We start from the raw sequence: 26399 nt of genomic DNA on the forward strand, positions 1-26399 counted from the left end.
CCGCGCCGGCTCAGGCCAGCGGCGGAATGCGCAGCACCCAGCCCGGCTGGATCAGATCGGGATCCTTGACCGGCGGCGTATTGGCCTTGACGATCTCGGTGTACTTGGCGCCCTTGCCCTTGCCGTAGTTCTCCTCGGCGATCTTCCAGAGGGTGTCGCCCTTCTTCACCGTGTAGAACACCGCGGCGGGCGCTTCCTTGTTGACGATCAGCTCCGATTCGACCGAGCCGACACCGGCGGTGTTGCCGATCGCCAGGATGATCTTCTCGGCCTCCTCGGTGCTCAGCGCCTTGCCCGAGACCTTCACCTTGTCGCCCGAGACGTCGATCTTGACATCGGACGGCAGGCCGTGGCCGGCCAGTTCCTTCTGCAACTGCTCAGACGTTGCCGCATTGGCAGGGCTCGACCCGAAGATCTTGGCGCCGGCATCCTTGATGAAACTGAACAGACCCATAGCATGTTCTCCTAACGCACCAGCCGCCCCGCCAGGATCGGCTGGACGATCGGGCTTCGCGCCACTCGACTGCCTTGGCGCATGTTCTGGTCGCAAACAAGGCGACCATCTTGCGTGAACATGCCCCGAGGCGGGCGCCCCATGAAGCCTGCTCGGAGCGACAACTGCAAGACGAAACCTTCGCGGCAGGACGGCGAGGTCTGCCCTTCCCTCGCGTCGCCGGCACTGGCAGAACGGTGCCGAGCCGACAAGCTCCGTCATCGATACCTATGAAAGGCCAGCCATGACCGCCCTCTCCCTCGAACAGGCCAGCGTGATCGTCGATGGCACCCTGAAATATGCCCGCGAGAACGGGCTGAAGCCGCTCGCCATCGCGGTCCTCGACGCGCGCGGCGTGCAGAAATTCTTCCTCGCCCAGGACGGCACCAGCCTGAAGCGCGGCGAGATCGCGCTCGGCAAGGCCAATGGCGCGATCGCGCTCGGCGTCGGCCCGCGCACGCTCAACAAGATGGCGCTGGAGCGCCCGCACTTCATCAACGGCGTCGCTCTCTCGGTCGGCGGCCCGGTCGTGCCCGTGCCCGGCGGCGCGCTGATCCGCGATGCCGGCGGCAACCTCATCGGCGTCGTCGGCATCTCCGGCGACACCTCGGACAATGACGAGGCGGCGGCGCTCGCCGGCATCGCCGCGGCAGGGCTGGTTGCCGAAACCGGCGGCTGAATTCTGCTATCGTCACATGCGGCCCCGCCGGCCCGGCCTTGCGCCATGTCGCATTGCAAGGCCGGCGGATTTCCGGCAACGGGTGCGTGACCGGCGGCCCTTGAAGCCGTCTCAGGAACTGCGACCATGAACATTGCCGCCGCCATCGAGGGCGAGACCGTCCAGACCGATGTGCTGATCATCGGCGCCGGCCCCTGCGGCCTGTTCGCCGTGTTCGAGCTCGGCCTGCTCGACATCAAGGCCCATCTCGTCGACATCCTGCCGAAGGTCGGCGGCCAATGCGCCGAGCTCTATCCGGAGAAGCCGATCTACGACATTCCCGGCTTCCCGCTCGTCACCGGCCAGGGGCTGGTCGACAATCTGCTGGAGCAGATCAAGCCCTTCGGCGCGACCTTCCATCTCAACCAGATGATCGAGCAGATCGAGGTGCTCGGCTCAGCCGAGGCCCCGCGTTTCCGCCTGCGTACCGATGGCGGCACGGTGTTCGAGGCCAAGACAGTGCTGATCGCCGCCGGTGGCGGTTCCTTCCTGCCCAAGAAGCCGCCGATCCCCGGCATCGAAGCCTATGAAGGCCGCAGCGACGGCGGCGGCGTGCACTATGCCGTGCGCAAGATGGAGGCCTTCCGCGACCGCGAGATCCTGATCGTCGGCGGCGGCGATTCGGCGCTCGACTGGACGCTGAACCTGCAGCCGATCGCCAAGCGGGTGACGCTGATGCATCGGCGGGACGATTTCCGCGCCGCGCCGCATTCGGTCGAGCAGATGCGCGCCCTCGTCGCCTCCGGCGCGATGGATCTGCGGCTCGGCCAGGTCTTGAGCCTCAAGGGCGAAGGCAACGACCTGCACGGCGCGATCTGCCGCGACAATGCCGGCGCCGAGTTCGAGATCGCCTGCAATACGATGCTGCCCTTCTTCGGGTTGACGATGAAGCTTGGCCCGATCGCCGACTGGGGCCTGAACCTCCACGAGAACTTGATCCCGGCCGACACCGAGAAGTTCGAGACCAATGTGCCCGGCATCTTCGCCATCGGCGACATCAACACCTATCCCGGCAAGCTGAAGCTGATCCTCTCGGGCTTCCACGAGGCGGCGCTCGCCGCCCAGAAGGTCCACCGCTACGTCTATCCGGAGAAGCGGCTGACCTTCCAGTACACGACCTCGTCGAGCGCCCTGCAGAAGAAGCTCGGCGTGGCTTGAGCCTCAACCGTCATTCTCGGGCGAAGCGAAGCGCAGGCCCGGGAATCTCCTGACGAGGAGGCGCCATTGGCGCCTCCTCCGGCCTGAGATGCTCGGGTCAAGCCCGAGCATGACGGCGTGGGCCTACCGCAGCACCGACATTGCCGACGAAGGCGGCAGCATGTCGTGCGCGGCCATGTCGTGCGCCGGGCGCGCGGCCGGCTCGGCCGGCACCGGCTGGATGCGCGTCGCCGGCGAGCCCGAGGGACCGCTATGCGTCGGCGCCTCCGCGACCACACCCTCCTCTTCCGGCGGCGTCACGCGGTCGCGCAGTTCGGCGATCGCGCCCTCGAGCGGGTGGAAGCTGAAGCGGATCTTGTGCGTGCCCGCCGGGATCTGCACCGCCCGGAACAGGACATTGGCCTTGAGGATTTCGACCTCCTGGCCGTCGAGCTCAGCCTTCCACCAGGGATGCCAGATGTCGTTCAGCACGACGAAGCCGGCTTGCGCGCTCGTCACCTCGATCTCGACCACCGTATTGCGGTAGCGCTTGAGCTTGACCTCGGCGTTGCTCGTCACCGGCCCCTCCGGCACTCCGGGCTCCGGCTCCTGGTCGAGCAGGACGACGCGCTGGGAGTCGGCATCCGGCCATTTGCCGGCCGATTTCATCCCGTCGAAATCGGCAAGCTGCCAGCCACCGACGAACATCACGCGCGGCAGCGCCCGCGGGTTCTCGTAGATGTAGCCGTCCTTCGTGTAGGCGACGAGCTTGAGGTCGCCCTCGCGCAGCGAGCGGTCGACCTGGCCGATCGGCACCCGTGTCGCGATGTAGCGCAGGCCGAGGAAGTCGGCGAGGCGGCAGCGATAGGACGGGAACAGCGGCGTGAACACGCGCTCGCCCGGCGCCGCGATCGAATCGCGCGTGCCGACCGCGTCCGAAAAGTCGGCCAGGCGCAGCGGATTGTAGCCCAGCGTGTGGTCGAAGCCGTGGATCATGCCGGCATTGGGCCATTCGAACCCCATGCCAAGCAACTCGACCCGGTCGCGTCGCGGCGAATCCGGCGGCTGTGCCGTGAGCTTTTTCAGCACCGCGACGGTCTCGTTCTTGGTCTCCGGCCTGAGCACGTCGTAGACCTCCGGCGCCAGCGCCGTAGCCTCGTTCGGGCCGTTATTGGCGGCAAGGTCGGCAGCGACGACCCCGGTGATGAACAGGCTTGCGGCAAGCGGGGTCGCAGCGCCGCGCCAGCGCGTCAGCACGACGAGCAGCAGCAGCGCGCTCGCGAACCAGGCGGCGGCGGTCGCGCTCGGCAGCCAGGCCTGGCCGAGATGGCCGGCATCGCGCGCCACCAGCAGGGCAACGCCGATCAGTATGGTGATCGCGCCGGCGCCGATGCCGAGATCGCGCCAGATCGCGCCCTGCTTCTCCTCGCTCAGCATGCGATGCAGCAGGTAGCCCGAGAGCACGGCGCCGAGCCCGCCGATCAGGAAGGTCGCATCGGCCGGCCGGCGGAACACCTTGACGCCCGGCAGATAGTCATAGGCCAGGTGGAAGAACGGCGTGTAGCGGCCGAGCGCGAACAGTACCATCAGCACGAACAGGATGGTGAAGGGCCGGATCGCCCTGTCCCAGAGCCAGCCGCGCGTCAGGCCCGGCACGATCAGCAGCAGGAAAGGCAGCGCACCCAGATAGACCTGCCCCATATTCTTCGACAGGAAGAGTTCCTTGGCGTTCCAGTCCGGGGCGTAAGGTCCCCAGAATTCGACGGACGGGTCACGCACGCCGAACAGGTCACCGACGAAGGCGGTCAGCAGCGAGGCCGGGTGCAGCGAGCCCCTGCCGGCTTCGACGAGATCGATGGCGGGACGCGTCGTCGCCTCGGCGAAGAGCCAGGTCCAGAGCAGCGGCACCGCGATGGTGACGATTCCGGCAAAGCAGGCGGCCGCGATCGGCGCGAGACTCTCGTGCAAGCCCGTCCAGCCCTCGGAGAGCCAGTAGGCCACCACCATGCCGATCAGGATATAGGCGCCGAGCAACGCGACCTGATCGGGCTCAAGCACCATCATGCCGGCGGAAAAGCCGGCGAGCAGGCCGTAGCGCAGCGAGGCGCGCTGCAGCATCCGCGCCGTCAGCCAGAACGACAGCCCGAAGAAAGCAAAGCTGGCGATCTGGCCGACATGCTGGACCCGCCAGGCGGCGGAGGCACCGAAGGCGAAGACCAGCGCCGCGAGCAGCGCCCCGGCCGGATGCCAGTTGCGGTCGCGGAAGAACATCAGCATGGCGAGCCCGCCGACCAGCAGATGCGCCAGCACATAGGCATCGACCGCACGGAAGCTCGGCGAGGGATTGAACAGCGCCAGCAGGATCGCGGGCGAGAAGATCAGCGATTGCGGATCAGCGACCTGCGGCGAGCCGGCGAAGACGTTGTGCGTCCAGAACGGCGACTGCCCTGAATGCAGCGCCTGCGCCAGGAACTGGATCTGCGCCTGGAAATGTGCCTTGGCGTCGAACGGAATCGTCACCGCCCCCGACAGCCAGGGCCAGCACAGCGCCACCCAGGCGCAACAGAACAGCGCGGCCGCCAGCCAGTAGCTGGAGCCCGATCTCCAAACCGCTTTCAACTGGACCCCCAAGGCCCCTGGCGCACCCGGCGCGCATGATCACGCGCCGATCACGCCGATGTGATCACGTTCGACGATGAAGGTTCCGCGATGAACCGAAACTGAATGAAACTGAACGCTGTGGATCAGGCGCCCGACTGTGGCGTGGCAGCGTCACCATGCCGCGCCGGCGCAGCGGAATCAGCGCTTCTGCGCTACCCAGGCGGCGAGGACGCGCCGCTCGTCCGCGGTCATCCCCGAGAGGTTGTTCGGCGGCATGGCATGGGTCAGTACCGCCTGCACGCCGATAGCGCGGCGCTGGCGTGCGATCAGCTCGGGTTCGTGCAGGAAGACGCCCTTGGGCGCAATCCCGATGCCTGGCCAGGACGGCTCGGGCGCATGGCACATGGCGCAGCGGCCTGTGACGATATTCGCTACCTCGGGCGAAGGCGGCACGAGACCAGCGAGCATCACCGGCTTCACCGGATCGAGCGGCTTCAGGCCGAGACGCTCGCGCCCGCCGGGCGAGGACGCCATCGCCACCCAGAACGCGAGCCAGAGCGCGAGCGCCGCCACCGCCCAGGTCCACCAGGGCGATTTGGCATGGTCGGCATGGCGGACATTGTAGAAGTGGCGGATCAGCGCGCCGGCGACGATGATCAGCGCGACCAGGGCCGGAATCACCGCCGAACTGGCGTAGGTCACCGGGTAATGGTTCGCCAGCATCAGGAACAGCACCGGCAGGGTGATGTAGTTGTTATGCAGCGAGCGCTGCTTGGCCTGCTTGCCGTATTTCGGATCGGGCACCTCGCCGGCGACCATCGCGGCGATGGTCTTGCGCTGGCCCGGCATGATCACGAAGAAGACGTTGGCCGACATGATCGTCGCCATCAGAGCGCCGGTGTGGATCAGCGCGCCGCGCCCCGAGAAGACCGAGGCGAAGGCCCAGCTCGCCGCAACCACATAGCCGAAGCCGAGTAGGCCGAGCACGACGTCGTTCTTGCCGAGCGGCGACTTGCAGAGCAGGTCGTAGAACAGCCAGCCGCCGGCCAATGCGGCGATACCGATCGCGCCCGCCGCGAAGGGCGAGAGCGCCATCACCGCCGGGTCGATCAAATAGAGCTCGGACTGGGCGTAATAAACCCAGACCAGCAGGAAGAAGCCGGAGATCCAGGTCCAGTAGGCCTGCCATTTGTGCCAGGTCAGCTCCTTCGGCAGCACCTCCGGCGCGACCAGATATTTGCGCATCGCATAGAAGCCACCGCCATGGACCTGCCAGGCGAGGAACTGCGTCGGCTGCCCGGTTTCGGTCTTCGGCGCATCGGGCGCGGCCCTGAGCGAGGCGTCGAGATGGATGAAGAAGAAGGACGAGCCGATCCAGGCGATCGCCGCGATCACATGCAGCCAGCGCAAGAGCTGGCTGCCCCATTCCATCAGATAGGCCTCAAGCACGGGCGGGCTCCGATCGGGGCCGCATGCACACGAATTGACAGGGCGGAATCCGGGAGGGAATTTGCATCGCAGTCCAGACTAGGTTCGCAGCCTTGGAAGGCAAGCGGCATTCCGGCTGCTCAGCGCGGCTTCAACGAGAGGTTATAGGCCATGGGGCGTCTGTCGACGCATGTGCTCGACACGGTCAACGGCCGGCCGGCCGCGGGCGTCGCGATCGCACTCGACGCGCTGCTGCCGGACGGCAGCCGCAGCCGCATCGCCGATGTGGTGACCAACGCCGATGGCCGCACCGATGCGCCGCTGCTCAGCGGCAAACTGGCTGTGGGCAGCTATGAGCTGACCTTCGCCATCGGCGACTATTTCCGCCATCTCGGAGCGAAGCTGCCCGAGCCAGCCTTCCTCGATCTCGTGCCGATCCGCTTCGCCATCGCCGAGCCGAATGGGCATTACCACGTGCCCCTCCTCGCCTCGCCCTGGAGCTACTCGACCTATCGCGGCAGCTAAGAACGACTCTGTCGCCAACGGCTTGCGAGCCGCATTTGAATCACCGTCGCATGGACTTGAATCACCTGATGAGCACTTCCTACCCGCGCGACCTCGTCGGCTATGGCCGTAACGCCCCGCATCCGCATTGGCCGGGCGGGGCCCGCATCGCGGTGCAGTTCGTGGTCAATTACGAGGAAGGCGGCGAGAACAATATCCTGCATGGCGACGCCGCCTCGGAGGCCTTCCTCTCCNCTCTGTCGCCAACGGCTTGCGAGCCGCATTTGAATCACCGTCGCATGGACTTGAATCACCTGATGAGCACTTCCTACCCGCGCGACCTCGTCGGCTATGGCCGTAACGCCCCGCATCCGCATTGGCCGGGCGGGGCCCGCATCGCGGTGCAGTTCGTGGTCAATTACGAGGAAGGCGGCGAGAACAATATCCTGCATGGCGACGCCGCCTCGGAGGCCTTCCTCTCCGAGATCGTCGGCGCCGCGCCCTGGCCCGGCCAGCGTCACATGAACATGGAGTCGATCTACGAATACGGCTCGCGCGCCGGCTATTGGCGGCTCTGGCGGATGTTCACTGAGCGCAACCTGCCGGTCACGGTCTTTGCCGTCGCCTCGGCGCTGCAGCGTTACCCGGCGATCGTCTCGTCCATGCAGGAGGCCGGCTGGGAGATCGCGACCCATGGCCTGAAATGGATCGACTATCGCGACGCATCCGCCGAGCTCGAGCGCGAGCACATCGCCGAGGCCATCCGCATCCAGAGCGAGCTCGCCGGGGAACGCCCGCTCGGCTGCTATCAGGGCCGCACCTCGGTCAACACCATTCCGCTGACCATGGCGGAAGGCGGCTTCCTCTACACCGCCGACGTCTATGCCGACGAGCTGCCCTATTGGCTCGCAGGCCCGCACGGCCCGCAGCTCGCCGTGCCCTATACGCTCGACGCTAACGACATGCGCTTTGCGACGCCGCAGGGCTTCAACAGCGGCGAGCAGTTCTTCGCCTATCTCAAGGATAGCTTCGACACGCTCTATGCCGAGGGCGAGAGCGCCCCGAAGATGATGTCGGTCGGCCTGCATTGCCGCCTCGTCGGCCGGCCCGGCCGGGCCGCGGCGCTCGCCCGCTTCCTCGACTACGTCCAGAGCCATGACCGCGTCTGGGTCGCGACCCGGCTCGACATCGCCCGCCATTGGGTCAGGACGCATCCGCCGGAAGGCGGCTATGTCCCCTCGCGGCTGCCGCAGGCGCTGTTCACCGAGGTCTATGGCCGGGTCTGGGAGCACTCGCCCTGGATCGCCGAGCAGACCCATGCCGCCGGGCTCTCGACGGCGCAGGACAGCGCCGAGGGTCTCCACGCAGCGATGGTCGCGGTTGTCCGCAAGGCCCCGCGCGAGCGGCAGAAGGCGCTGCTCGACGCCCATCCGGACCTTGTCGGCAAGATCGCCGCGGCCGGCGATCTGACGCCGGAATCGGCCAGCGAGCAGGGCTCGGCCGGGCTCGACCGGCTGACCTCGGACGAACGCGCCCGCTTCACCGCGCTGAACGAGGCCTACAAGGCCCGCTTCGGCATCCCCTTCATCCTGGCGGTCAAGGGGCTGAGCAAGGCCGACATCCTCGCCGCGTTCGAGCAGCGCCTGACCAGCACACCGGAGCGGGAGTTCGCCACCGCCCTCGCCGAGGTCGAAAAGATCGCACTCATCAGGCTCAAGGAAATGCTGCCCACCGGCTAGGGCTTGTTCGTCCGCNAACGCGCCCGCTTCACCGCGCTGAACGAGGCCTACAAGGCCCGCTTCGGCATCCCCTTCATCCTGGCGGTCAAGGGGCTGAGCAAGGCCGACATCCTCGCCGCGTTCGAGCAGCGCCTGACCAGCACACCGGAGCGGGAGTTCGCCACCGCCCTCGCCGAGGTCGAAAAGATCGCACTCATCAGGCTCAAGGAAATGCTGCCCACCGGCTAGGGCTTGTTCGTCCGCTTGCGCGCATCGGGATCGACCATGCGCGCCAGCCACCACGTCGTCCCGGCCGGGTCCTTGACCCCGCCGCGGCGGTCGCCGTCGCCCTTCTCCTCCGCCGCCTGGATCAGCGTGCCGCCGACTGCCAGCGCCTTCTCGATCAGCGCATCGGGGTCGGCGACATAGACATGGACATGGCATTCCGGCCCGCCCGGCGCCTGCCCGAGCATCACGATCGAATCGTCGATCCTGAACTCGGCATGCATGATCCCGCCATCCTCGCGCCGGGCGACGAAGCTGGGATCGGCCCCGAACACCGCCTTGGCGAAGGCGAGCGCCTTCTCGGCATCGGCGACGAGGAGATAAGGCGAGACAGCGTTGTGCCCGTTAGGCTTGTGCATGGCGTCCTCCTGGCTTGGCACGCACCGTCGGGAAGACGGATCGGCTCCGCTCCTGACGCCACCTCTATGCGTCATTCCAGACAAGCCGCGTCAGCGGCGCAGCTCCGGAATGACGAAAAAGTCGAGGGCGTCACAACCCGCTGACCAGATGCCCGCCATCGACCGCGACCACTGCGCCGGTCATGTAGCGCCCAGCGTCGGAGCAGAGCAGTAAGAGCGGCCCGTCGAGATCGTCGAGCTCGCCCGGACGGCGCATCGGGATACGCTTCTTCAACGCTTCGCCGGCATCGCCCGCAAAGAACTCGCGATTGATGTCGGTGACGATATAGCCCGGCGCCAGCGCATTGACCCTGATCTGGTATCGCGCCCATTCCAGCGCCAGCGCCTTGGTCATCTGGATCAGCCCGGCCTTGGAGATCGCATAGGGTGCGACGCTCGCAGACACCCGCTCGCCAAGGATCGAGGCGATGTTGACGATCGCCCCGCCGCCCGCTTGCTCGGCCATGACCTTCGCCGCCGCCTGCGCTGCGAAGAAGCAGCCTTTCAGATTGACGTCGAGCTGAGCGTCCCACTGCGCCTCGCTCACTGAAAGCGCCCGCTCGGTCTCGGCGACGCCGGCATTGTTGACGAGGACATCGAGGCCACCGAGCAGCTTGGCGGCCTCCACGACGCCAGCCTCGATTGCCGCGACCGAACTGACATCGAGGGCCAGCGGCACGACCTTGCCTGGCAGCCCCTCGCACTCACGCGCCAGTTCCTGAAGTCGCTCGGTCCGGCGCGCCGCGGCGGCGACCAGTGCGCCCTTCCCGGCGAGCAATCGGGCAAAATGCGCGCCGAGCCCCGAGGACGCGCCCGTCACCAGAACACGCTTGCCTTTGAGATCGTCGAACATCGGCTGCGCCTCCCTGCCGGCGGGAGGGGACAATGCCGCGCGGCAGCGGTCAACCTCGCCGCGCGGAACCCTGCCTCTGCCCGGGCGTTCTCTCCCGAGGACCAATTCGGACGGGGGCTTTCCCATGTTTCGCATTCTGCTGGTGATCGCGGTGATCGCGATCGGCTACGACGCCATCGTCCACCAAGGCGCCTATACCCGCGGCCTCTGGTACAAGGCGGTCGGTGCAACCGAGCGCGTCGTCGACGAAGCCAAGCGCGTCGGCGAACGCAAGCCGGACGAGCCGCCGCGCTCGCAGATGAATTGAGCAACACCGTCATGCTCGCCCTTGTGGCGAGCATCCACGTCTTGAACTCAGCATTCGGTCATTGAAGTGAAGACGTGGATGGTCGGGACAAGCCCGACCATGACGGACAGCGCCGCGTCTACGCCGCCTCGCGCGCCAGCGCCGCCCGCTCGACCTCGCCGGCGATGGCGTCGAGCATTGCCGTCTCGTCGCCGGCGAGGCCTTCCATGGCAGCCATGCGGGCGAGCACGGTCGCGGCGACCTTCTCCTCCACCGTGTCCTCGGCATAGGCGTAGAAGATCGTCGCGTGCTGGCCGTCGCGATGGCAGCGGCCCTCGATCTGCTGCAGCTGGATCGCGCTGTGGCGGAGATCATGGACGACGAGCGCCCGCTCGCGCTCGCCACCCGGCATCTCGGCCCGATGCAGCGAGATCGACTCGGTCACGGTGAAGACGACCGCGTCGAGCTTGCCGGTCTGGAACGCAATGCGCGTCGCCTCATTGGCTTCGCCGGAATACTCGCCGGTGATCGAGCCGACGCGCCAGCCCTTGCCCGACAGCTTCTCGGCCAGCATCGCACCGGTTTCGAGGAAAGCGACGGAGATCGCCACCTGCTCGTCATTCTCCAGCAGGTCCTGGCAAAACTCGGCGGTGCCGGCGGTGCGCAAGAGGCTGGCCTTCTGGCGGAAGCGCAGATCAGCGGCCCAGCCGGCGGGCTTCCGCGTCGATCCCCCGGCGAGTCCGAGCTCGCGCCGGAACACGCGCCAGGTCGCGTCGTAGAGCTTGCGTTCGCTCGTATCGAGCGCGACGGGAGCAAGCTCGCGCTGCACCTCCGGCCAGCCTGCGATCTCCTCCGGCCGACGGCGCAGGCCGATGGCGTTGGCGCCGCGATAGAGCAGGTCCGCCATCACCTTGCGGTCGCTCTCGTTCGGCTCCCAGCTCCAGTTCTTCCAGCGCCCCTTGGCCTTGCCGATCTTCAGCCGCTTCATCAGCGCGCGGAAACCGTCGAGATCGCCGCCGGGCGCTCCTGTCGCATCGCTGAGCAGGCGCGCGAGATAGGAGAGTTCGTGCGGCGCCTGTCCCGCCGTCGCGCTCATGTAGATCGTGAACTGAGCTGCCGCGGCCATCTGCCGGCAGACCAGCCCCTGCTGCGAGTTCGGATTGCGGATGCGGTGGGCCTCGTCGATCACGACCAGCGGCCAGACCCGCTTCGGCGTGCCGTGCTTGGCGAGCTCGTTGTTCTTGGCCCGGGTCGAGCGCTTGTTGCTGGCCGCCGGCGGCGCGAGCAGCGACTTGGTCCGCTCGAAATTCATCAGGGTGAGCTTCTTCGCCGGCAGGCCGGCATGGGCGATGGTACGCCGCCATTGCGGGATCGCCCCCTTCGGGCAGATCACCAGCACCTCCTGCTCCGGCATCGCCGAGATGGCGAGCCAGGCCGAGAGCGTCTTGCCAAGGCCGGTCAGGTCTCCGAGCAGGAAGCCCGGCTTGCCCGCCGCACGCGCCGCCAGGATCGCATCAACAGCCACGAGCTGGTGCGGATGCGGCACCATGATCCCGGGCGCATCGCTCTTCATGGGAATGCTCATGTCTGCCGGGCCTCGGGAGCCGGAGCCCGATCAGTCGCCATCGCCGCCAGCACATCGGCGTGCTGCAGTTCCTCGATCAGCACACTCATGAAATTGGTCACCACCTTGGGCAGCGCCCGGCCCGACATGGTCTGGATCTGCAGGCTGCGCGGCGGCAGGTCGCCATCCCGGAGCGGCAGCGCCACCACCGAGCCGTCGCGGATCGACGCGCCGAAGGTGATCGAGCTTGCGAACATCACGGCGCCGCCGAGTTTGCAGAAATGGCGCAGGCTCGCGACATTGGTCGAGGTCAGCACGGCGTCGACGGTCAGCCCGCGCGCCGAGAAATAGATGTCGACGATCTTGCGCACCGTCGCCTCGCTGTCGAGCACCGCGACCGGATGGGCGAAGATGTCCTCGACCCTGACCGCGTCCTTGCCCGCCAGCGGGTGGTGCGGCGCGACGAAGGCATAGGTGCGCGCCGCGCATTGCCAGTTGATGGTGACGCCGCGTTCCTGCTGCAGCACGAAGGTCAATCCGAGATCGATCGTGCCGGTGCGGACATGCTCGGTCACCACCTGCGGCGACATCACCTTGACGTCGAAGGCGACGTCGGGGTGATGCTGGCGGAAGGCATAGATCACCTCGGGGATGAAGCTGACGGCGAAGCCCTCGGTGACGCCGAGCCTGATCAGGCCCTTGCTGGCGCCGCGCAATTCACGGATTTCGCTGACGACCTGCTCGCTCTCCAGCTCGAGCCGCTGCGCATAGGCCGCGAGCGTCTGCCCGGCCTGGGTCAGGATCATGCCGTGCGAGCGCCGCTCGAACAGCGCGGCGTCCAGCTCCTTTTCCAGATTGGCGATCTGGCGGCTGACGGCAGAGCCGGCGACACGCAGCCGCTGCGCCGCGGCGCTGATCGAGCCGGTTCGCACCACCGCCAGGAAATACCGCAAGGCCGGAGTCTGCATGGGCGTGCAGTAGCGGCCCCTTGCCGTCTCGGCAACGATCCTTTCGATTCATTCTTATGGCGGCAAGCACGAAGCTGTGCAGAGTTTGTGTCGCCGGCATGACGGCGGCCCGAGGCTGCCCGCCGAAACAGACAAGCAACAATGCTGCGAGGGGAAAACATGCGCTTCTTCGACAAGGCCTCCACGGCCCTGGCCGCGACCGTTTTGGCTGCGACCGCCTTTGCGACGCCCGTCTTGGCCCAGAAGGCCGCCAACACCGTCCGCTTCGCCTATGACCAGGCGCCGGAAAGCGTCGATCCGTTCTTCAACAATGTCCGCATCGGCGTGATCATCGGCGCCAATGTCTGGGATACGCTGATCTACCGCGACCCCGCCACCAACGAGTACAAGGGCCAGCTCGCCAAGAGCTGGAAGCAGGTCGACGACAAGACCATCGACTTCGAACTGCGCGAAGGCGTGAAGTTCCACAATGGCGAGGAGTTCGACGCCGACGACGTCGTCTACACGCTGAACTTCATCTCCAAGCCCGAGAACAAGGTCGTCACCCAGGGCAACGTCAACTGGATCGCCAAGGCCGAGAAGCTGGACAAGTACAAGGTCCGGCTGACCACCAAGGAGATCTACCCGGCCGCGATCGAATATCTCGCCGGCCCGGTCGTGATCCATCCGAACGAGTATTACGAGAAGGTCGGCCCCAAGGGCCAGAACGAGAAGCCGGTCGGCTCCGGCCCCTACAAGGTCACGAACTACGTGCCGGGCAAGTCGATCACGCTCGAGCTCAACAAGGACTATTTCAAGGATTCGCCGAAGCCGCAGCCCAAGGTCGGCAAGTTCGAGATCCGCTTCATCCCGGATCGCCAGACCCAGATGGCCGAGATGCTCTCGGGCGGCGCCGACCTGATCATGCACGTGCCGAAGGACCAGGCCGACCAGCTCCAGACCGTCCCGACGCTGCAGGTCGTCTCGGGCGAGACGATGCGCATCGTCTTCATGCAGATGAACATCCAGGACGGCACGCCGGCCCCCGCTCTCAAGGACGAGCGCGTCCGCAAGGCGATCATCCACGCCATCGACCGCGAGGCGATGGTCAAGAACATCGTCGGCACCGGCTCGCGCGTCATCAACACGATCTGCTTCCCCTCGCAGTTCGGCTGCACCGACGAGGGCGCGGCGCGCTACCCTTATGATCCCGCCAAGGCCAAGGCGTTGCTGGCGGAAGCCGGCCATCCCAGCCTGACCATGGACATCGTCGCCTATCGCGAGCGCAACCAGACCGAGGCGCTGATCGGCTATCTCCAGGCCGTCGGCATCAAGACCAATCTGCGCTTCCTGCAATACGCCGCGATGCGCGAGCAGATCGCCACCAACAAGGCGATGCTGACGCACCAGACCTGGGGCTCGTTCTCGGTCAACGATGTCTCGGCCGCGACGCCGAACTACTTCGCCTTCCGCAGCGAGGACATCACCCGCGATCCGCAGGTCCGCGACCTCCTGGAGAAGGGCAACAATTCGGTCGATCCGGCGGTGCGCAAGGAGGCCTACAAGGCCGGCCTGAAGATCATCGCCGACAAGGCCTATGCCGTGCCGCTCTATTCGCTGCCGGTCTATTACGTCGCCAACAAGGACCTGAACTTCAAGGCCTATCCGGACGAGCTCGTCCGCTTCTGGGAGATGGGCTGGAAGTGACGCGCAGGCGTCATTCTCGGGCGAAGCGAAGCGCAGACCCGAGAATCTCCTGAAAGAGATGGTCGGCTCAAGGCCGACCATGACGCGCGGGCCTTCTTTTTGGCTCGCGTCGGCATAACCTCGCAATTGGAAGCAAGCCATGCTCGGCTTCATCGTCAAACGGCTAGGCTTGGCGCTGCTCGTCGCGCTCGCGGTCTCGGCCATCGCCTTCTTCCTGCTGCGCCTCTCCGGCGATATCGCAGTCGCGATCGCTGGCGAGGGCGCGCAGCAGGCCGATCTCGACGTCATCCGCAAGACCTACGGGCTCGATCGGCCGCTCGTCGTCCAGTATCTCGACTGGCTGCTGAAGACGCTCTCCGGCGATTTCGGCACCTCGATCTACTTCAAGACCGACGTCGCCACGCTCGTCTTCGCCAAGCTGCCGGTGACGCTGATCCTCGGTGTCTCCTCGCTCGCCTTCGCGCTTGCGATCTCGATCCCGCTCGGCGTGCTCGCGGCGATCTACGCCAATAGCTGGATCGACCGGCTGGCCCTTGCCATCGCCGTCTTCGGCCAGGCGATGCCGAACTTCTTCTTCGCGCTGATCCTGGTGATGCTGTTCTCGATCACGCTGCGCTGGCTGCCGGTCTCCGGCTCGGGGACCTGGCTGCATTACGTCATGCCGACGATCGCGCTGGGCTACTACACGGCGCCGGCCTTCATGCGGCTGATCCGCGCCGGCATGATCGAAGTGCTCTCGGCCGACTACATCCGCACCGCCCGCGCCAAGGGGCTCTCCTCCCATGCCGTCGTCATCACCCACGCACTTCGCAATGCCGCCGTTCCGGTGGTGGCGCTGACGGCAGTGCAGCTCGGCTTCCTGCTCGGCGGCTCGGTGGTGATCGAGACGATCTTCGCGCTCGATGGCCTCGGCTACCTCGCCTATCAGAGCATCACCTACAAGGATTTCCCGGTCATGCAGGTCATCGTCCTGCTGCTCTCGGTCGTCTACGTCCTGCTGACGCTGCTGGCCGACATCGCCAATGCCTGGCTCGATCCGCGCATCAGGGTGTCCTGACATGAGCGACGCGACCTCCCTCCCCCTCGCGGCCAGCGACGTCACCGGCGGGCGCCGCCTGCTGCGTCGGGCGCTGGCCCAGAAGTCCTTCCTGTTCGGCTTCGGCCTGCTGCTGCTGTTCGTGGTGCTGGCTCTGCTCGCCCCGCTGCTGGCGCCGCATGATCCATATTTGCAGAACCTGACGGCCCGGAACGTCCCGCCGTTCTGGTACGACAAGGGCAACTGGATCCATCCGCTCGGCACCGACCCGCTCGGGCGCGACTATCTCTCGCGCCTGCTCTACGGCGCCCGTATCTCGCTGATCATCGGCATCAGCGTCGTCGCCATCGCCGGCCTGATCGGCACGACCATGGGCCTGCTCGCCGGCTATTTCGGCGGCCGCATCGACATGGCCGTGACCTTCATGGTCACCACCCGTCTGGCCATGCCGGTGATCCTGGTGGCGCTCGCCGTCGTCGCCATCATCGGCTCCTCGCTCTGGATCGTGATCCTGGTGCTCGGCCTCTTGAAATGGGACCGCTTCGCCGTGGTGATGCGCAGCGCGACGCAGCAGGTCCGCTCGCTCGACTACATCACGGCGGCGCAGGCCTCCGGCGCGAGCACCGCCCGGATCATCCTGCGCGAGGTCCTGCCCAACATCGCCCCGCATCTGATCGTGGTCGCAACGCTGGAGGCGGCGAGCGCCATCCTGCTCGAAGCCGCGCTCTCCTTCCTCGGCCTCGGCGTGCAGCCGCCGCTGCCGTCCTGGGGCCTGATGGTCTCGGAGGCCAAGGCCTACATGTTCTTCTCCTTCTGGCTGATCGCTTTGCCCGGCACGGCGCTCGCTCTGCTGATCTTCGCGATCAACCTCGCCGGCGACGGCCTGCGCGACGTGATCTCGCCCGAAAAGCGCAACTGACTATTTGACGGAGTGACGCCCATGACTCGCGCCAAGGCCATCGCCCATGCGCTCGACTATTTCGATACCGGCAGCTTCAAGAGCGACCTGTCGCGGCTCATCGCCATGCCGACGGAGAGCCAGAATCCCGAGCGCGCGCCGGTGCTCACAGAGTATCTGGAAAAGGAGATGCAGCCGCTGCTCGAGAGCCTCGGCTTCTCCTGCCGGACGCTGAACCACCCGAAAGCCAAGGGTCCCTTCCTCTTCGCCGAGCGTATCGAGGCCGAGGGCCTGCCGACGATCTTCGGCTACGGCCACGGCGACGTCATCCGCGGCCTCGACGCGCAGTGGACGGAAGGGCTCTCGCCCTGGACCCTCACCGAGCGCGGTGACCGCTGGTATGGCCGCGGCGTCGTCGACAACAAGGGTCAGCACCTGATCAACATCAGCGCGCTGAAATCCGTGCTCGAGACGCGCGGCGGCACGCTCGGCTTCAACGTCAAATACCTGATCGAGATGGGCGAGGAATGCGGCTCGCCCGGCCTGCGCGAGCTCTGCACCGAGCAGAAGGAGCTGTTCAAGTCGGATGTGCTGATCGCCTCCGACGGGCCGCGCCTCAATGCCGAGCGCCCGACCATCTTTCTGGGCGCGCGCGGCGGCGTCACTTTCGACCTCACCATCGATGCCCGCGAGGGTGGCCACCATTCCGGCAACTGGGGCGGCATCCTCTCCGACCCGGCGATCCAGCTCGCTCACGCCATCGCCTCGATCACTTCGCCCACCGGGCAGATCCGCATCCATGAATGGGTGCCGAAGGAACTGCCGGCGGCGGTGCGCAAGGCGCTGGCCGATTGCGAGATCGACGGCGGACCCGATGGCCCGACCATCGATCGCGAATGGGGCGAGCCCGGCCTGTCGCCGGCCGAGCAGGTCTTCGGCTGGTGCTCCTTCGACGTGCTGGCAATGAAGTCGGGCGTGCCGGAGACCCCGGTCAACGCGGTGCCGCCCAGCGCCTGGGCACGCTGCGCCCTGCGCTTCGTCGTCGGCATCGATCCGGACGACGTCATGCCGGCACTGCGCCGCCACTTCGACCGCCATGGCTTCGGCATGGTCGAGATCACCAAGGCGCGCGATGCCGTCTTCAACGCGACGCGGCTCGATCCCGACGATCCGTGGGTCGAATGGGCGCTGGCCTCGCTGCAGAAGAGCACCGGCAAGAAGCCGGCGCTTCTGCCCAATCTCGGCGGCGGTCTGCCCAACGACATCTTCGCGGATATCGTCGGCATGCGCACGATCTGGGTGCCGCACTCCTACCCGGGCTGCTCGCAGCACGCCCCGAATGAGCACGTCCCCGTCGCGATCCCGCGCGAGGCGCTCGGCCTGATGGCTGGGCTCTACTGGGACCTCGGCGAGAGCGACCGCCCGGCGCTCTGAGGCGCGGTGGCCTGCGGACCGCCTTCGCCATACTCCCGATCAAGGACGGCAGCGTCCGGACGCTGCCGTTCCAGGCTCTCGCGATACTGCAGGCAGCCGCGCAGGAATTTTGGCCAAGGCGGTACCGCGATCTCAGGCTTGATCTGTTCCGGCAGCAGCCCCCAGAGCTGGGGATGGTGCCAGCACAGCTCGTGCCCTGATGAATCGCGATGTTCGCGGATGCCGGCCCGCAGGCGCTTGATTTCCGCGATCAATTGCTCCGGCGTCATGCCAGCGAGATCGTCATCCATGATGCGCGCTCCTACTGACTGCGCTCCTGCGGCTCGCGCGGATCGCGCGCCGGCGGCAGGTCGATCGGCGTCGCCGGCGGGCCTTCGGGTGGGGCATTCGGCGGCAGCTCCGGCGGCGGATCGTTCGGGATGCCGTTCGGCGCGTTGTCGGGCGGATTCTCGATCGGCGGCGCCGGCGACACCTCGCCCGGGTTCATGGGCGGTAGCTCCGGCGGTGGCGTCGGGCTGGTCGGCACGCCGCCTGGCGGTCCGCCGGCCTGGTGAGTGGTTGTCATCGCGTCATCCTCTTAATCTTCGAGGAAACGCCTGCGCTCCGCAAAGGTTCGGTCCGGCCTCAGACCGCCGCAAGGACTGAGGCGGCCCCCCGTGCTCACGTCAGCAGATCGGATTCGTCGATGCAGATCAGCGCTTCTAGGATCGGGTTCGCGGCTCTTGCCCTGATCGCTGCGGCGAGCCCTGCTCAGGCGCAGACGGCCGACCTGCTCGCCTGCTCCGGCCCCTTCGCCCGCGACGCCGACGAGGCGGCCTTGATCAAGGCCTTCGGCGCCGGGAGCGTCCAGCGCGCCCGCATCGAGATCGGCGAAGGCGAGAAGGCTAACGGCGCCATCCTCTTTCCCAAGGACAGGAAGCGACGGCTCGAACTGATCTGGCGTGACGGCAAGCAGCGCCGGCAGCCAGGCACGATCTATGTCCGCCAGGGCTCGGCATGGGCGGTGGCGGGGCCGGCGGGCGAGCGCCTCGCCATCGGTAGCGCGCTCGCTGCGGTCGAGGCCGCCAATGGCAAGCCGTTCAGCATCCTCGGCTTCGACTGGGACTATTCCGGCACCGCCGCCGACTGGCAGGGCGGCAAGCTCGCCAAGGCCTTCGGCGGCTGCAAGCTGACGATCCGCTTCGGCTATCCCAAGGGCGCCGACGCCAAGGCGCTCGACCGGCTCTCCGGCGACAAGGAATTCTCCTCCGCCAATCCGGATATGCGCATGGTCATGCCGACCGCCTACGAGATCATGCTCTCTTGGTCGGACTGAGCTGCCGTCCACCCCAACTCTATGTCATCCCGGACGGAGCGAAGCGGAGATCCGGGATCCATTCCGGAGCCTTTCCGATTGAGGTTCCGGAATGGGTCCCGGGTCTCCCTTCGGTCGCCCGGGACGACCCGAGTTTTGCGGAACCGATCGATAGTGGGAAGGGTTCTTCGCCGAAACGGCGGCCCGTCACTCCTCGTCTTCCCTTGCCCTTCCGGTCTCGACGAGGATTTCGCGTTTTCCGGCGTGGTTGGCGGGGCCGACGATGCCCTCGTTCTCCATCCGCTCCATGATCGAGGCGGCGCGGTTGTAGCCGTCACTCCTCGTCTTCCCTTGCCCTTCCGGTCTCGACGAGGATTTCGCGTTTTCCGGCGTGGTTGGCGGGGCCGACGATGCCCTCGTTCTCCATCCGCTCCATGATCGAGGCGGCGCGGTTGTAGCCGATCTGCAGCCGGCGCTGGATGTAGGAGGTCGAGGCCTTCTTGTCCCGCAGCACGACCGCGACCGCCTGCTCATAGGGGTCGTCGCTCTCGGCGCCCATCGCGCTCTTGTCGAAGACCGCGCCGTCCTCGTCCTCGGCTCCGGCGGCCTCCTCTTCCGCGGTGACCGCGTCGAGATAGTCCGGCCGCCCTTGCGTCTTCAGATGCGCCACGACCTTCTCGACCTCGGCATCCGAGACGAACGGGCCGTGCACGCGGGTGATCCGCCCGCCGCCGGCCATGTAGAGCATGTCGCCCTGGCCGAGCAGCTGCTCGGCGCCCATCTCGCCGAGGATGGTGCGGCTGTCGATCTTCGAGGTCACCTGGAAGGAGATCCGGGTCGGGAAGTTCGCCTTGATCGTGCCGGTGATCACGTCGACCGAAGGCCGCTGCGTCGCGAGGACCACATGGATGCCGGCGGCTCTAGCCATCTGGGCCAGGCGCTGGATCGTGCCTTCGATCTCCTTGCCGGCGACCATCATCAGGTCGGCCATCTCGTCGACGATCACCACGATATAGGGCAGAGGCGACAGGTCCATCGCCTCCTCCTCGTAGATCGCCTCGCCGGAATGCTTGTCGAAGCCGGTCTGGACCGTGCGGGTGATGACCTCTCCTGCCGCGGCCGCCTCCGCCACTCGCAAATTAAACCCGTCGATGTTGCGCACACCGAGCTTCGACATCTTCTTGTAGCGCTCCTCCATCTCGCGCACCGCCCATTTCAGCGCGACCACCGCCTTCTTCGGGTCGGTGACGACGGGGGTGAGCAGATGCGGGATGCCGTCATACACGGAAAGCTCGAGCATCTTGGGGTCGACCATGATCAGGCGGCACTCCTCCGGCTTCAGCCGGTAGAGGATCGACAGGATCATGGTGTTGATCGCGACCGACTTGCCCGAGCCGGTGGTGCCCGCCACTAGAAGGTGGGGCATACGTGCCAAGTCCGCGATCACCGGCTCGCCGCCGATGGTCTTGCCGAGGCAGAGCGCCAGCTTGTGCTTGGTGCCCTCGAAATCCTGGGAGGCGAGGAGCTCGCGCAGGAACACCGTCTCGCGCTTGGCGTTGGGCAGCTCGATGCCGATCGCGTTCTTGCCCTGCACCACCGCGACACGCGCCGAGACCGCGCTCATCGAGCGCGCGATGTCGTCGGCGAGAGAGATCACCCGCGACGACTTCGTGCCCGGCGCGGGCTCAAGCTCGTACAGCGTCACAACAGGGCCGGGGCCCACTGGGCTCCAGCCCTCCCCACCGCAAGCGGGGGGAGGGCTGGAGCCCAGTGGCAACCGCGAGAAATCCTTCACGCGATTGCCCTGGGTGGTGTGCGGTGATCAGCCAAGGTCGAACTCGACGAGGATCGGCTGGTGGTCGGAGACCTTGGTCTCGACATCGCAGGTGATCGTACGGGCTCGCGCCGCGAGATCGGGCGTCGCCAGCACATAGTCGAGGCAGCCCGCCTGGCCATAGGTCTGGTCGAACAGGTTGGCGGTCGGCGGATGCGGAACCTCGCCCTTCACCGCGCCCCAGAGATCGACCAAGGGCGGCTCGCCGCCCTCGAATGGAGCCAGCAAGCGCGCCAGCACGGGATCGTCAGGCCGCATGTTGAAGTCGCCGGTCAGCACCGCGCTCGGCGAGCTCGGCGTCATCCGGTAGGTGTGCGGCCCGGCCGAGCGCGGCCTGACGTGGCGGGCCAGTGCCATGCGGTGAGCCTCGCGGATGCCCTCGACCTGCGCGGCGCGCAGCTCCGAAGCCGAGTATTCGAGATGCGTCGTCATCAGCCTGATCGGGCCGAGCGGGGTCAGCGCCATCGCCTCGATCAGAACGCGCGGCATGTTGCGGGTCTCCGCCGCCTCCCAGGGCAGGAGATGGCGCAGCGCCTGTGCCACCGGATAGCGCGTAAGAAGGAGGTTACCGAAGCGCTGGCGGCCCCCCTTGCCGTCATCGACATCGACGCCGATGCCCTCGATCGCGGTGAAGCCGGGCAGCAATTCGGCGAAGCGGGCGAATTGGTCGGTCTCGTCATTGAAGTCGAGCTCGGGGAAATTGTCGGCGACCTCCTGCAGGCAGAGCACGTCGAAATCCGCCATCTGCCGGGCATGGGCGACGACGCGCGCCGGATCGACGCGATCGTCCATGCCGCGAGCCCACTGGATGTTCCAGGTGATCAGCTTCATCTCACTTGATTCCCGCGCGCATGAAACTCTGCACGAACTGACGCTGGAACAGCAGGAAGCCGACCAGCAGTGGCGCCGAGGTCATCAGCGTCGCGGCGCAGATCACCGCCCAGTCGATACCCTGGTCGCTCGACGAGAAGACCTGGAGACCGACTGTCAGCGGCCGCGACTCGACCGAATTGGTCACCAGCAGCGGCCAGAGGAAGTTGTTCCAGTGATAGCTCACCGAGACCAGCCCGTAGGCGATATAGGTCGGTTTGGCGAGCGGCACATAGACCTTCATCAGCACCTGCAACGGACTTGCCCCTTCGACGCGGGCCGCGTCGTCGAGCTCCTTCGGCACGGTCTTGAAGGTCTGCCGCAGCAGGAAGATGCCGAAGGCCGAGGCGATATAGGGCAAGGCGATCGCCGGGATCGTGTCGATCAGGTTGACCCTGGCGAGCGTGCGGTAGTTCTCGACGATCAGCGCGTCGGGCATGATCATCAACTGCGCCAGGATCAGCGCGAAGGCGATGTCCCTTCCCCAGAAATCCTGCCGCGCCAGCGCATAGGCGGCGAGCGTCCCCAGCACGAGCTGGAAGGCGAGGATCATGGTGACCAGGATGAAGGTGTTGAGGAAATAGCGCGCGAAGGGCGCCGCCGCCCAGGCGCGGCTGAAATTCTCCAGCGTCAGCGGCGCGGTCAGCACGAAGCGGGTGGTGTATTCGGCCGGATGGATCGCGGCCCAGACCGCATAGGCCAAGGGCAGCACCCAGATCAGCGCGAGCAGGATCGCACCCAGGGATTCGAGCGTCAGCGCCAGGCCCTTCGGCGCGTAAGGATCGGGACGGGTCGCGGCCATCGGCTGCTGTCGAGGCGCAGCGCTCATTGATAATGCGTCCTGCGCTCGAGCCAGCCGTACTGGACGAAGGCCACCAGCGCGAGCAGCGCCAGCAGGACGCAGGTCAAGGCCGCGGCATAGGCGGTGTCCCAGAAGCCGAAGCCGACCTGGTAGATGTAGAACAAGAGCAGCGTCGTCGCGTTGTCCGGGCCGCCGCGCGTCATCACGAAGATATGGTCGACCATGCGGAAGGCGTTGATCACCGCATTGATCAGCACGAACAGTGTCGTCGGCATCAGCAGCGGAAACTGGATGCGCCGGAAGAAGGTCCAGCGCGAGGCGCCTTCGATCGCTGCCGCCTCGCCCAGGCTGGGCGGGATCGCCTGCAGCGCCGCGAGATAGAAGATCATGAAGAAGCCGGCTTCCTTCCAGATCGCGACGATGGTGACGGCATAGAGCGCCGTGTCCTGCGACCCCAGCCAGTTGGTCGAGCGCCCGCCGAAGGCATCGACGATCTGCTCGAGCAGGCCGTATTGCGGGGTGAAGAAGAACAGCCAGATATTGGCGACCGCGATCATCGGCAGGATGGTCGGGGTGAAATAGGCCATCCGGACCAGAGTGCGGCCGGCGATCTTGTCGTTGACCCAGACCGCCATCAGCAAGGCCAGCGCGATCGAGGTCGGGATCGTGCCCATGGCGAACCAGAGATTGTTCGCCATCGCCTTCCAGAAGATCGGGTCGGCCAGCATCTGCTCGTAATTGTCGAGCCCGACGAAGCGCGCCGGGCGGCGCGCCCGGGGGGTCGACATGAAGCTGTCGATGAGGCTCGCGACCGCGGGCCAGTGCGTGAACAGGGCCAGGCACGCCATCGCCGGCAGCAGCAGCAGCCAGCCATGGATCGTCGCGGTCGCGCGGTTGTTCATCGGCTCAGCGATAGGACTTCAGGATGCGCTCGGCTTCCGCCTGGGCGTCGGCCATCGCCGGGCCCGGCTGCTTCGTGCCGGTCAGCGCCGCCTGCAGGCCGTCGTTCAGCGCCTTGGTGACGCGCTGGTTCTCATGGGTCGAGAGCTCGGCGACGGCGGTCGGCAGCTGGTCGCGCGCGACGAGGGCCTGCGGGAAGTCGGCGACGTATTTCTTCATCGCCTCGGTCTCGTAGGCCGCCGGCGTCACCGCGACATAGCCGGTATCGGCGCTCCACTGCGCCGCGCGCTCGGGCGTGGTGATCCAGCGCACGAACTTGAACGCTGCTTCCTGCTCGGCCGGGCTCGCCTTCTTGGAGAGGTAGAAATTGCCGCCGCCGGTCGGGCTGCCCGGCTTCTTGCCGGCCGGCAGCACCGCGACACCGAAGGGGAATTTGGCGTTGGCGCGGACATTGGTCAGGTTGCCGGTGGTGGTCCACATCATCGCGACCTTCTTCTCGAAGAAGTCGCGCGGCGTGGTGCCCCATTCGACGATACCGGGCGGGTGGACCTTGTGCTTCTGCGCGAGATCGACCCAGTACTGCAGCGCCTCGACGACGCCGGGATTGGCGTAGTCGGTCTTGTCGCCGGCCGCATTGGCGAGGATGGCGCCGGCCTGCGTGGTCAGCCCCTGGAAGAGCCAGTAGGGGAAGCCCGAAGACGGGATCTGGATGCCCCACTGGCTGGTATTGCCGGCAGCGTCGCGCTTGGTCAGCTTCTGCGCGAATTCAAGCTGCTGCGCCCAGGTCGTCGGTGGCTTCTCGGGATCGAGGCCGGCTTCCTTGAACAGCTCCTTGTTCCAGTAGAGCACCACCGTGGAGCGCTGGAACGGGATGCCCCAGGTTTTGCCTCCGGTCTGGCTGTTCGCCATGAAGCCGGGGAAGAAGCTCGACAGCCACTTCTTGTCGTCCTCGGTCTTGATGAAGGGATCGAAAGGAACGATCGCTTCCTCGTCGATCAGGGTGAACATGTCGGTCGAGAGCAGCACCGAGAGCACCGGCGGCGTGCCGCTCTTATGGGCGGTCAGCGCCTTGACGATCGTCTCCTGATAGGTGCCGGCATAGATCGGCTTGACCTTGATGGTCGGGTTTTCCTTCTCGAAGCCGGCGGCATAGGCGTCGATCAGCTTGGTGATCGGCCCGCCCACGGCGACCGGATAGAAGAAGGACAACTCGGCGGATTGGGCGAGAGCGGGTTTCGCCATGGCGAGCGAACCAGCCACCGCCGCGGTACCGCCCAGAAATTCGCGCCTGTCCATAGTCGTGCTCTCCCCTTGATTGCGGCGCTTGAGCGCCTGGTTGTTCAGGCGTCGTCAGTCCAGGACGAGCCTCTGCTCGGTCTTCAGGTCGAACCAGTGCACCGCCGATTGCGACAGCCTGATGTGGACCCGTTCGCCTGCCACAGCACGGACTTTCCCGGGCCGGCGCACGATGAAGGGCTGCCCCTCGATCCGGGTCTCGACCAGCGTGTCGGCGCCGAGGTACTCGACAGCCACGACGTCGGCCGCGATGCCGGTCTCAGTGAGTTCGGTCATCTCAGGGCGGATACCGACGGCGAGCGAGCCCGGCTCGGCATGGGACGGCGGCGAGAGGTCAGCGCCGCCACCACCCGCCAGGACGGATGCGAGCGGGATGACGTTCATCGGCGGCGTGCCGACGAAGCGCGCGACGAAGATCGTCGCCGGGTTCTCGTAGAGCTGGTCTGGCGGCGCATCCTGCTCGATCCGGCCGGCGCGCATCAGCACGACCTGGTCGGCCATCGTCATCGCCTCGACTTGGTCATGGGTGACATAGACCATGGTCATGCCGAGACGCTGCTGCAGTTCGCGGATTTCGCGCCGCATCTCGACGCGCAGCTGGGCGTCGAGATTGGAGAGCGGCTCGTCCATCAGACAGACCGGCGCCTCGGCGACAATGGCACGGCCGAGCGCGACACGCTGCTGCTGGCCACCGGAGAGCTGCGAAGGCTTGCGCTCGAGCAGGCCGGTGAGCCCGAGGATCGAGGCGGCACGCTTGAGCCGCTCGTCGCGCTCTGCGCGCGAGACCTTCCGCACCTTCAGCCCGAACAGGATGTTCTCGGCGACAGAGAGATGTGGGAACAGCGCATAGTTCTGGAACACCATGGCAATGCCGCGCTGCGAAGGCGCAGCGCCGGTCACGTCGCGCCCGCCGATTGCTATGGTGCCGCTGCTACTGTCCTCCAGCCCCGCGATCAGCCTGAGCGTGGTCGACTTGCCGCAGCCGGACGGGCCGAGCAGCGCGACGAGGTCGCCGCCCTTGACCGTGAAGCTGATGTCGTCGACCGCGGCTGCGCCGCCCCAGTGCTTCGAAACGGCCTTGAGATCTACCGAAACCATGCGCGACCCGGCCATCCCCAGCGCCATCGTGAGCCGGCGCAGAAAACCGGCCTCGCCGGCTACGATCAAGCGGTGAGATTGATGCTAAAATTCGGGCAGAGACAAGAGTGGCCCCGCCGCATTGCGCAAGCTCCTGTGCGATCTGCGGCAAAGCCGTCGAATTCTCGGCGCACCGATCCATGCCGGCTCCGATCATCGCGGGTATGAGCCCGCCGGCGCGCTACGCCTTGCGCACAGGCCGGGCGTCCTTGCCGAAATCGGCCCAGACGTCGTCCAGCTTGCGGTCGACCAGCAGAGC

General features: G+C 66.6%; 24 protein-coding genes and 3 pseudogenes. 12 read left to right on the top strand and 15 right to left on the bottom strand.

Translation table 11 applies throughout. The features are described 5' to 3' along the window. Positions 1–10: 10 nt before the first annotated feature. Complete coding sequence (gene lysM / locus GV161_RS29830) at positions 11–454, bottom strand: peptidoglycan-binding protein LysM (RefSeq protein WP_152012881.1); 444 nt, start codon at positions 452–454, stop codon at positions 11–13. 283 nt (positions 455–737) lie between these two features. Between lysM and GV161_RS29835 the strand changes: the two genes are divergently transcribed. Then, positions 738–1172, top strand: coding sequence for a heme-binding protein (locus GV161_RS29835; RefSeq protein ID WP_152012882.1), 435 nt, complete (start codon positions 738–740; stop codon positions 1170–1172). Positions 1173–1298: 126 nt separating this feature from the next. Further along, positions 1299–2369 carry an NAD(P)/FAD-dependent oxidoreductase gene (locus tag GV161_RS29840; RefSeq protein ID WP_152012883.1) on the top strand — a complete coding sequence of 357 codons (1071 nt, stop codon included), beginning with the start codon at positions 1299–1301 and terminating at the stop codon, positions 2367–2369. A 123-nt stretch (positions 2370–2492) separates the two neighbouring features. Here the strand turns inward: GV161_RS29840 and GV161_RS29845 are convergent, their stop codons facing one another. Continuing rightward, positions 2493–4967, bottom strand: a complete 2475-nt coding sequence (locus GV161_RS29845) for a YfhO family protein (protein WP_152012884.1) — start codon at positions 4965–4967, stop codon at positions 2493–2495. 180 nt (positions 4968–5147) lie between these two features. After that, positions 5148–6380, bottom strand: coding sequence for a urate hydroxylase PuuD (locus GV161_RS29850; protein ID WP_152013555.1), 1233 nt, complete (start codon positions 6378–6380; stop codon positions 5148–5150). A 168-nt stretch (positions 6381–6548) separates the two neighbouring features. On the opposite strand from GV161_RS29850, the gene uraH reads away from it, so the two are divergent. From uraH to GV161_RS29870, 4 genes and pseudogenes are all read left to right on the top strand, one after another. Beyond that, positions 6549–6902, top strand: coding sequence for a hydroxyisourate hydrolase (uraH, locus tag GV161_RS29855; protein ID WP_152012885.1), 354 nt, complete (start codon positions 6549–6551; stop codon positions 6900–6902). A 68-nt stretch (positions 6903–6970) separates the two neighbouring features. Continuing rightward, positions 6971–7135: pseudogene (locus GV161_RS31295) on the top strand (polysaccharide deacetylase); the annotation flags it as partial. Between the two features lie 63 nt (positions 7136–7198). Beyond that, the gene (gene puuE / locus GV161_RS29865) at positions 7199–8620 is read left to right on the top strand and encodes an allantoinase PuuE (RefSeq protein ID WP_193219495.1); all 1422 of its coding nucleotides are present in this window, start codon (positions 7199–7201) and stop codon (positions 8618–8620) included. A gap of 16 nt (positions 8621–8636) precedes the next feature. Further along, positions 8637–8848, top strand: a pseudogene (locus GV161_RS29870) (2-oxo-4-hydroxy-4-carboxy-5-ureidoimidazoline decarboxylase); the annotation flags it as partial. Here GV161_RS29870 and GV161_RS29875 read toward each other — a convergent pair. After that, positions 8845–9243: a VOC family protein gene (locus tag GV161_RS29875; protein ID WP_152012886.1), complete on the bottom strand. Its 399-nt coding sequence runs from the start codon at positions 9241–9243 to the stop codon at positions 8845–8847. The pseudogene GV161_RS29870 and the gene GV161_RS29875 overlap by 4 nt on opposite strands. A 130-nt stretch (positions 9244–9373) precedes the next feature. Next, the gene (locus GV161_RS29880; protein ID WP_152012887.1) at positions 9374–10135 is read right to left on the bottom strand and encodes an SDR family oxidoreductase; all 762 of its coding nucleotides are present in this window, start codon (positions 10133–10135) and stop codon (positions 9374–9376) included. A 124-nt stretch (positions 10136–10259) separates the two neighbouring features. Between GV161_RS29880 and GV161_RS29885 the strand changes: the two genes are divergently transcribed. Further along, positions 10260–10442, top strand: coding sequence for a hypothetical protein (locus GV161_RS29885; protein WP_152012888.1), 183 nt, complete (start codon positions 10260–10262; stop codon positions 10440–10442). A 118-nt stretch (positions 10443–10560) separates the two neighbouring features. On the opposite strand, the gene GV161_RS29890 is transcribed toward GV161_RS29885, so the two are convergent. Next, on the bottom strand, positions 10561–12006 hold the full coding sequence (locus tag GV161_RS29890) for an SNF2-related protein (RefSeq protein ID WP_244623928.1): 1446 nt from the start codon (positions 12004–12006) through the stop codon (positions 10561–10563). Continuing rightward, positions 12003–12938: a LysR family transcriptional regulator gene (locus GV161_RS29895; protein ID WP_159650544.1), complete on the bottom strand. Its 936-nt coding sequence runs from the start codon at positions 12936–12938 to the stop codon at positions 12003–12005. Before GV161_RS29895 ends, GV161_RS29890 begins: the two co-directional genes overlap by 4 nt. 174 nt (positions 12939–13112) lie before the next feature. Between GV161_RS29895 and GV161_RS29900 the strand changes: the two genes are divergently transcribed. The 4 genes from GV161_RS29900 to GV161_RS29915 all read left to right on the top strand — a co-directional run bounded on the left by GV161_RS29900 (position 13113) and on the right by GV161_RS29915 (position 18007). Further along, positions 13113–14639, top strand: a complete 1527-nt coding sequence (locus tag GV161_RS29900; RefSeq protein WP_152012890.1) for an ABC transporter substrate-binding protein — start codon at positions 13113–13115, stop codon at positions 14637–14639. Positions 14640–14778: 139 nt separating this feature from the next. Continuing rightward, on the top strand, positions 14779–15696 hold the full coding sequence (locus tag GV161_RS29905; protein ID WP_152012891.1) for an ABC transporter permease: 918 nt from the start codon (positions 14779–14781) through the stop codon (positions 15694–15696). Position 15697: 1 nt separating this feature from the next. Further along, positions 15698–16594: an ABC transporter permease gene (locus tag GV161_RS29910; RefSeq protein ID WP_193219497.1), complete on the top strand. Its 897-nt coding sequence runs from the start codon at positions 15698–15700 to the stop codon at positions 16592–16594. A 21-nt stretch (positions 16595–16615) separates the two neighbouring features. Further along, the gene (locus GV161_RS29915; protein WP_152012893.1) at positions 16616–18007 is read left to right on the top strand and encodes a M20 family metallopeptidase; all 1392 of its coding nucleotides are present in this window, start codon (positions 16616–16618) and stop codon (positions 18005–18007) included. Here GV161_RS29915 and GV161_RS29920 read toward each other — a convergent pair. After that, entirely contained in the window at positions 17968–18297 is a 330-nt protein-coding gene (locus GV161_RS29920) for a hypothetical protein (RefSeq protein WP_193219498.1), read from the bottom strand. The two genes, GV161_RS29915 and GV161_RS29920, sit on opposite strands and share 40 nt — an antisense overlap. A gap of 11 nt (positions 18298–18308) precedes the next feature. After that, positions 18309–18572 carry a hypothetical protein gene (locus GV161_RS29925; RefSeq protein ID WP_152012894.1) on the bottom strand — a complete coding sequence of 88 codons (264 nt, stop codon included), beginning with the start codon at positions 18570–18572 and terminating at the stop codon, positions 18309–18311. A gap of 120 nt (positions 18573–18692) precedes the next feature. On the opposite strand from GV161_RS29925, the gene GV161_RS29930 reads away from it, so the two are divergent. Then, on the top strand, positions 18693–19322 hold the full coding sequence (locus GV161_RS29930) for a hypothetical protein (protein WP_152012895.1): 630 nt from the start codon (positions 18693–18695) through the stop codon (positions 19320–19322). A 313-nt stretch (positions 19323–19635) separates the two neighbouring features. Here the strand turns inward: GV161_RS29930 and GV161_RS29940 are convergent. The 6 genes and pseudogenes from GV161_RS29940 to GV161_RS29965 form a co-directional block, all read right to left on the bottom strand. After that, a pseudogene (locus GV161_RS29940) lies at positions 19636–21018 on the bottom strand (DNA translocase FtsK); the annotation flags it as partial. Positions 21019–21123: 105 nt separating this feature from the next. Continuing rightward, on the bottom strand, positions 21124–21966 hold the full coding sequence (locus GV161_RS29945; protein ID WP_152012915.1) for an endonuclease/exonuclease/phosphatase family protein: 843 nt from the start codon (positions 21964–21966) through the stop codon (positions 21124–21126). Between the two features lies 1 nt (position 21967). Beyond that, the gene (locus GV161_RS29950) at positions 21968–22807 is read right to left on the bottom strand and encodes a carbohydrate ABC transporter permease (protein ID WP_201303119.1); all 840 of its coding nucleotides are present in this window, start codon (positions 22805–22807) and stop codon (positions 21968–21970) included. A 23-nt stretch (positions 22808–22830) separates the two neighbouring features. Continuing rightward, the gene (locus tag GV161_RS29955; RefSeq protein WP_152012916.1) at positions 22831–23709 is read right to left on the bottom strand and encodes a sugar ABC transporter permease; all 879 of its coding nucleotides are present in this window, start codon (positions 23707–23709) and stop codon (positions 22831–22833) included. Between the two features lie 4 nt (positions 23710–23713). After that, positions 23714–25003 (bottom strand): ABC transporter substrate-binding protein, encoded by a 1290-nt coding sequence (locus GV161_RS29960; RefSeq protein ID WP_152012917.1) that lies wholly within the window; start codon positions 25001–25003, stop codon positions 23714–23716. Positions 25004–25057: 54 nt separating this feature from the next. Next, positions 25058–26101: an ABC transporter ATP-binding protein gene (locus tag GV161_RS29965; RefSeq protein WP_152012918.1), complete on the bottom strand. Its 1044-nt coding sequence runs from the start codon at positions 26099–26101 to the stop codon at positions 25058–25060. Between the last annotated feature and the right edge of the window lie 298 nt (positions 26102–26399).

The sequence above is a fragment of the Bosea sp. 29B genome (assembly GCF_902506165.1).
Lineage (GTDB): Bacteria > Pseudomonadota > Alphaproteobacteria > Rhizobiales > Beijerinckiaceae > Allobosea.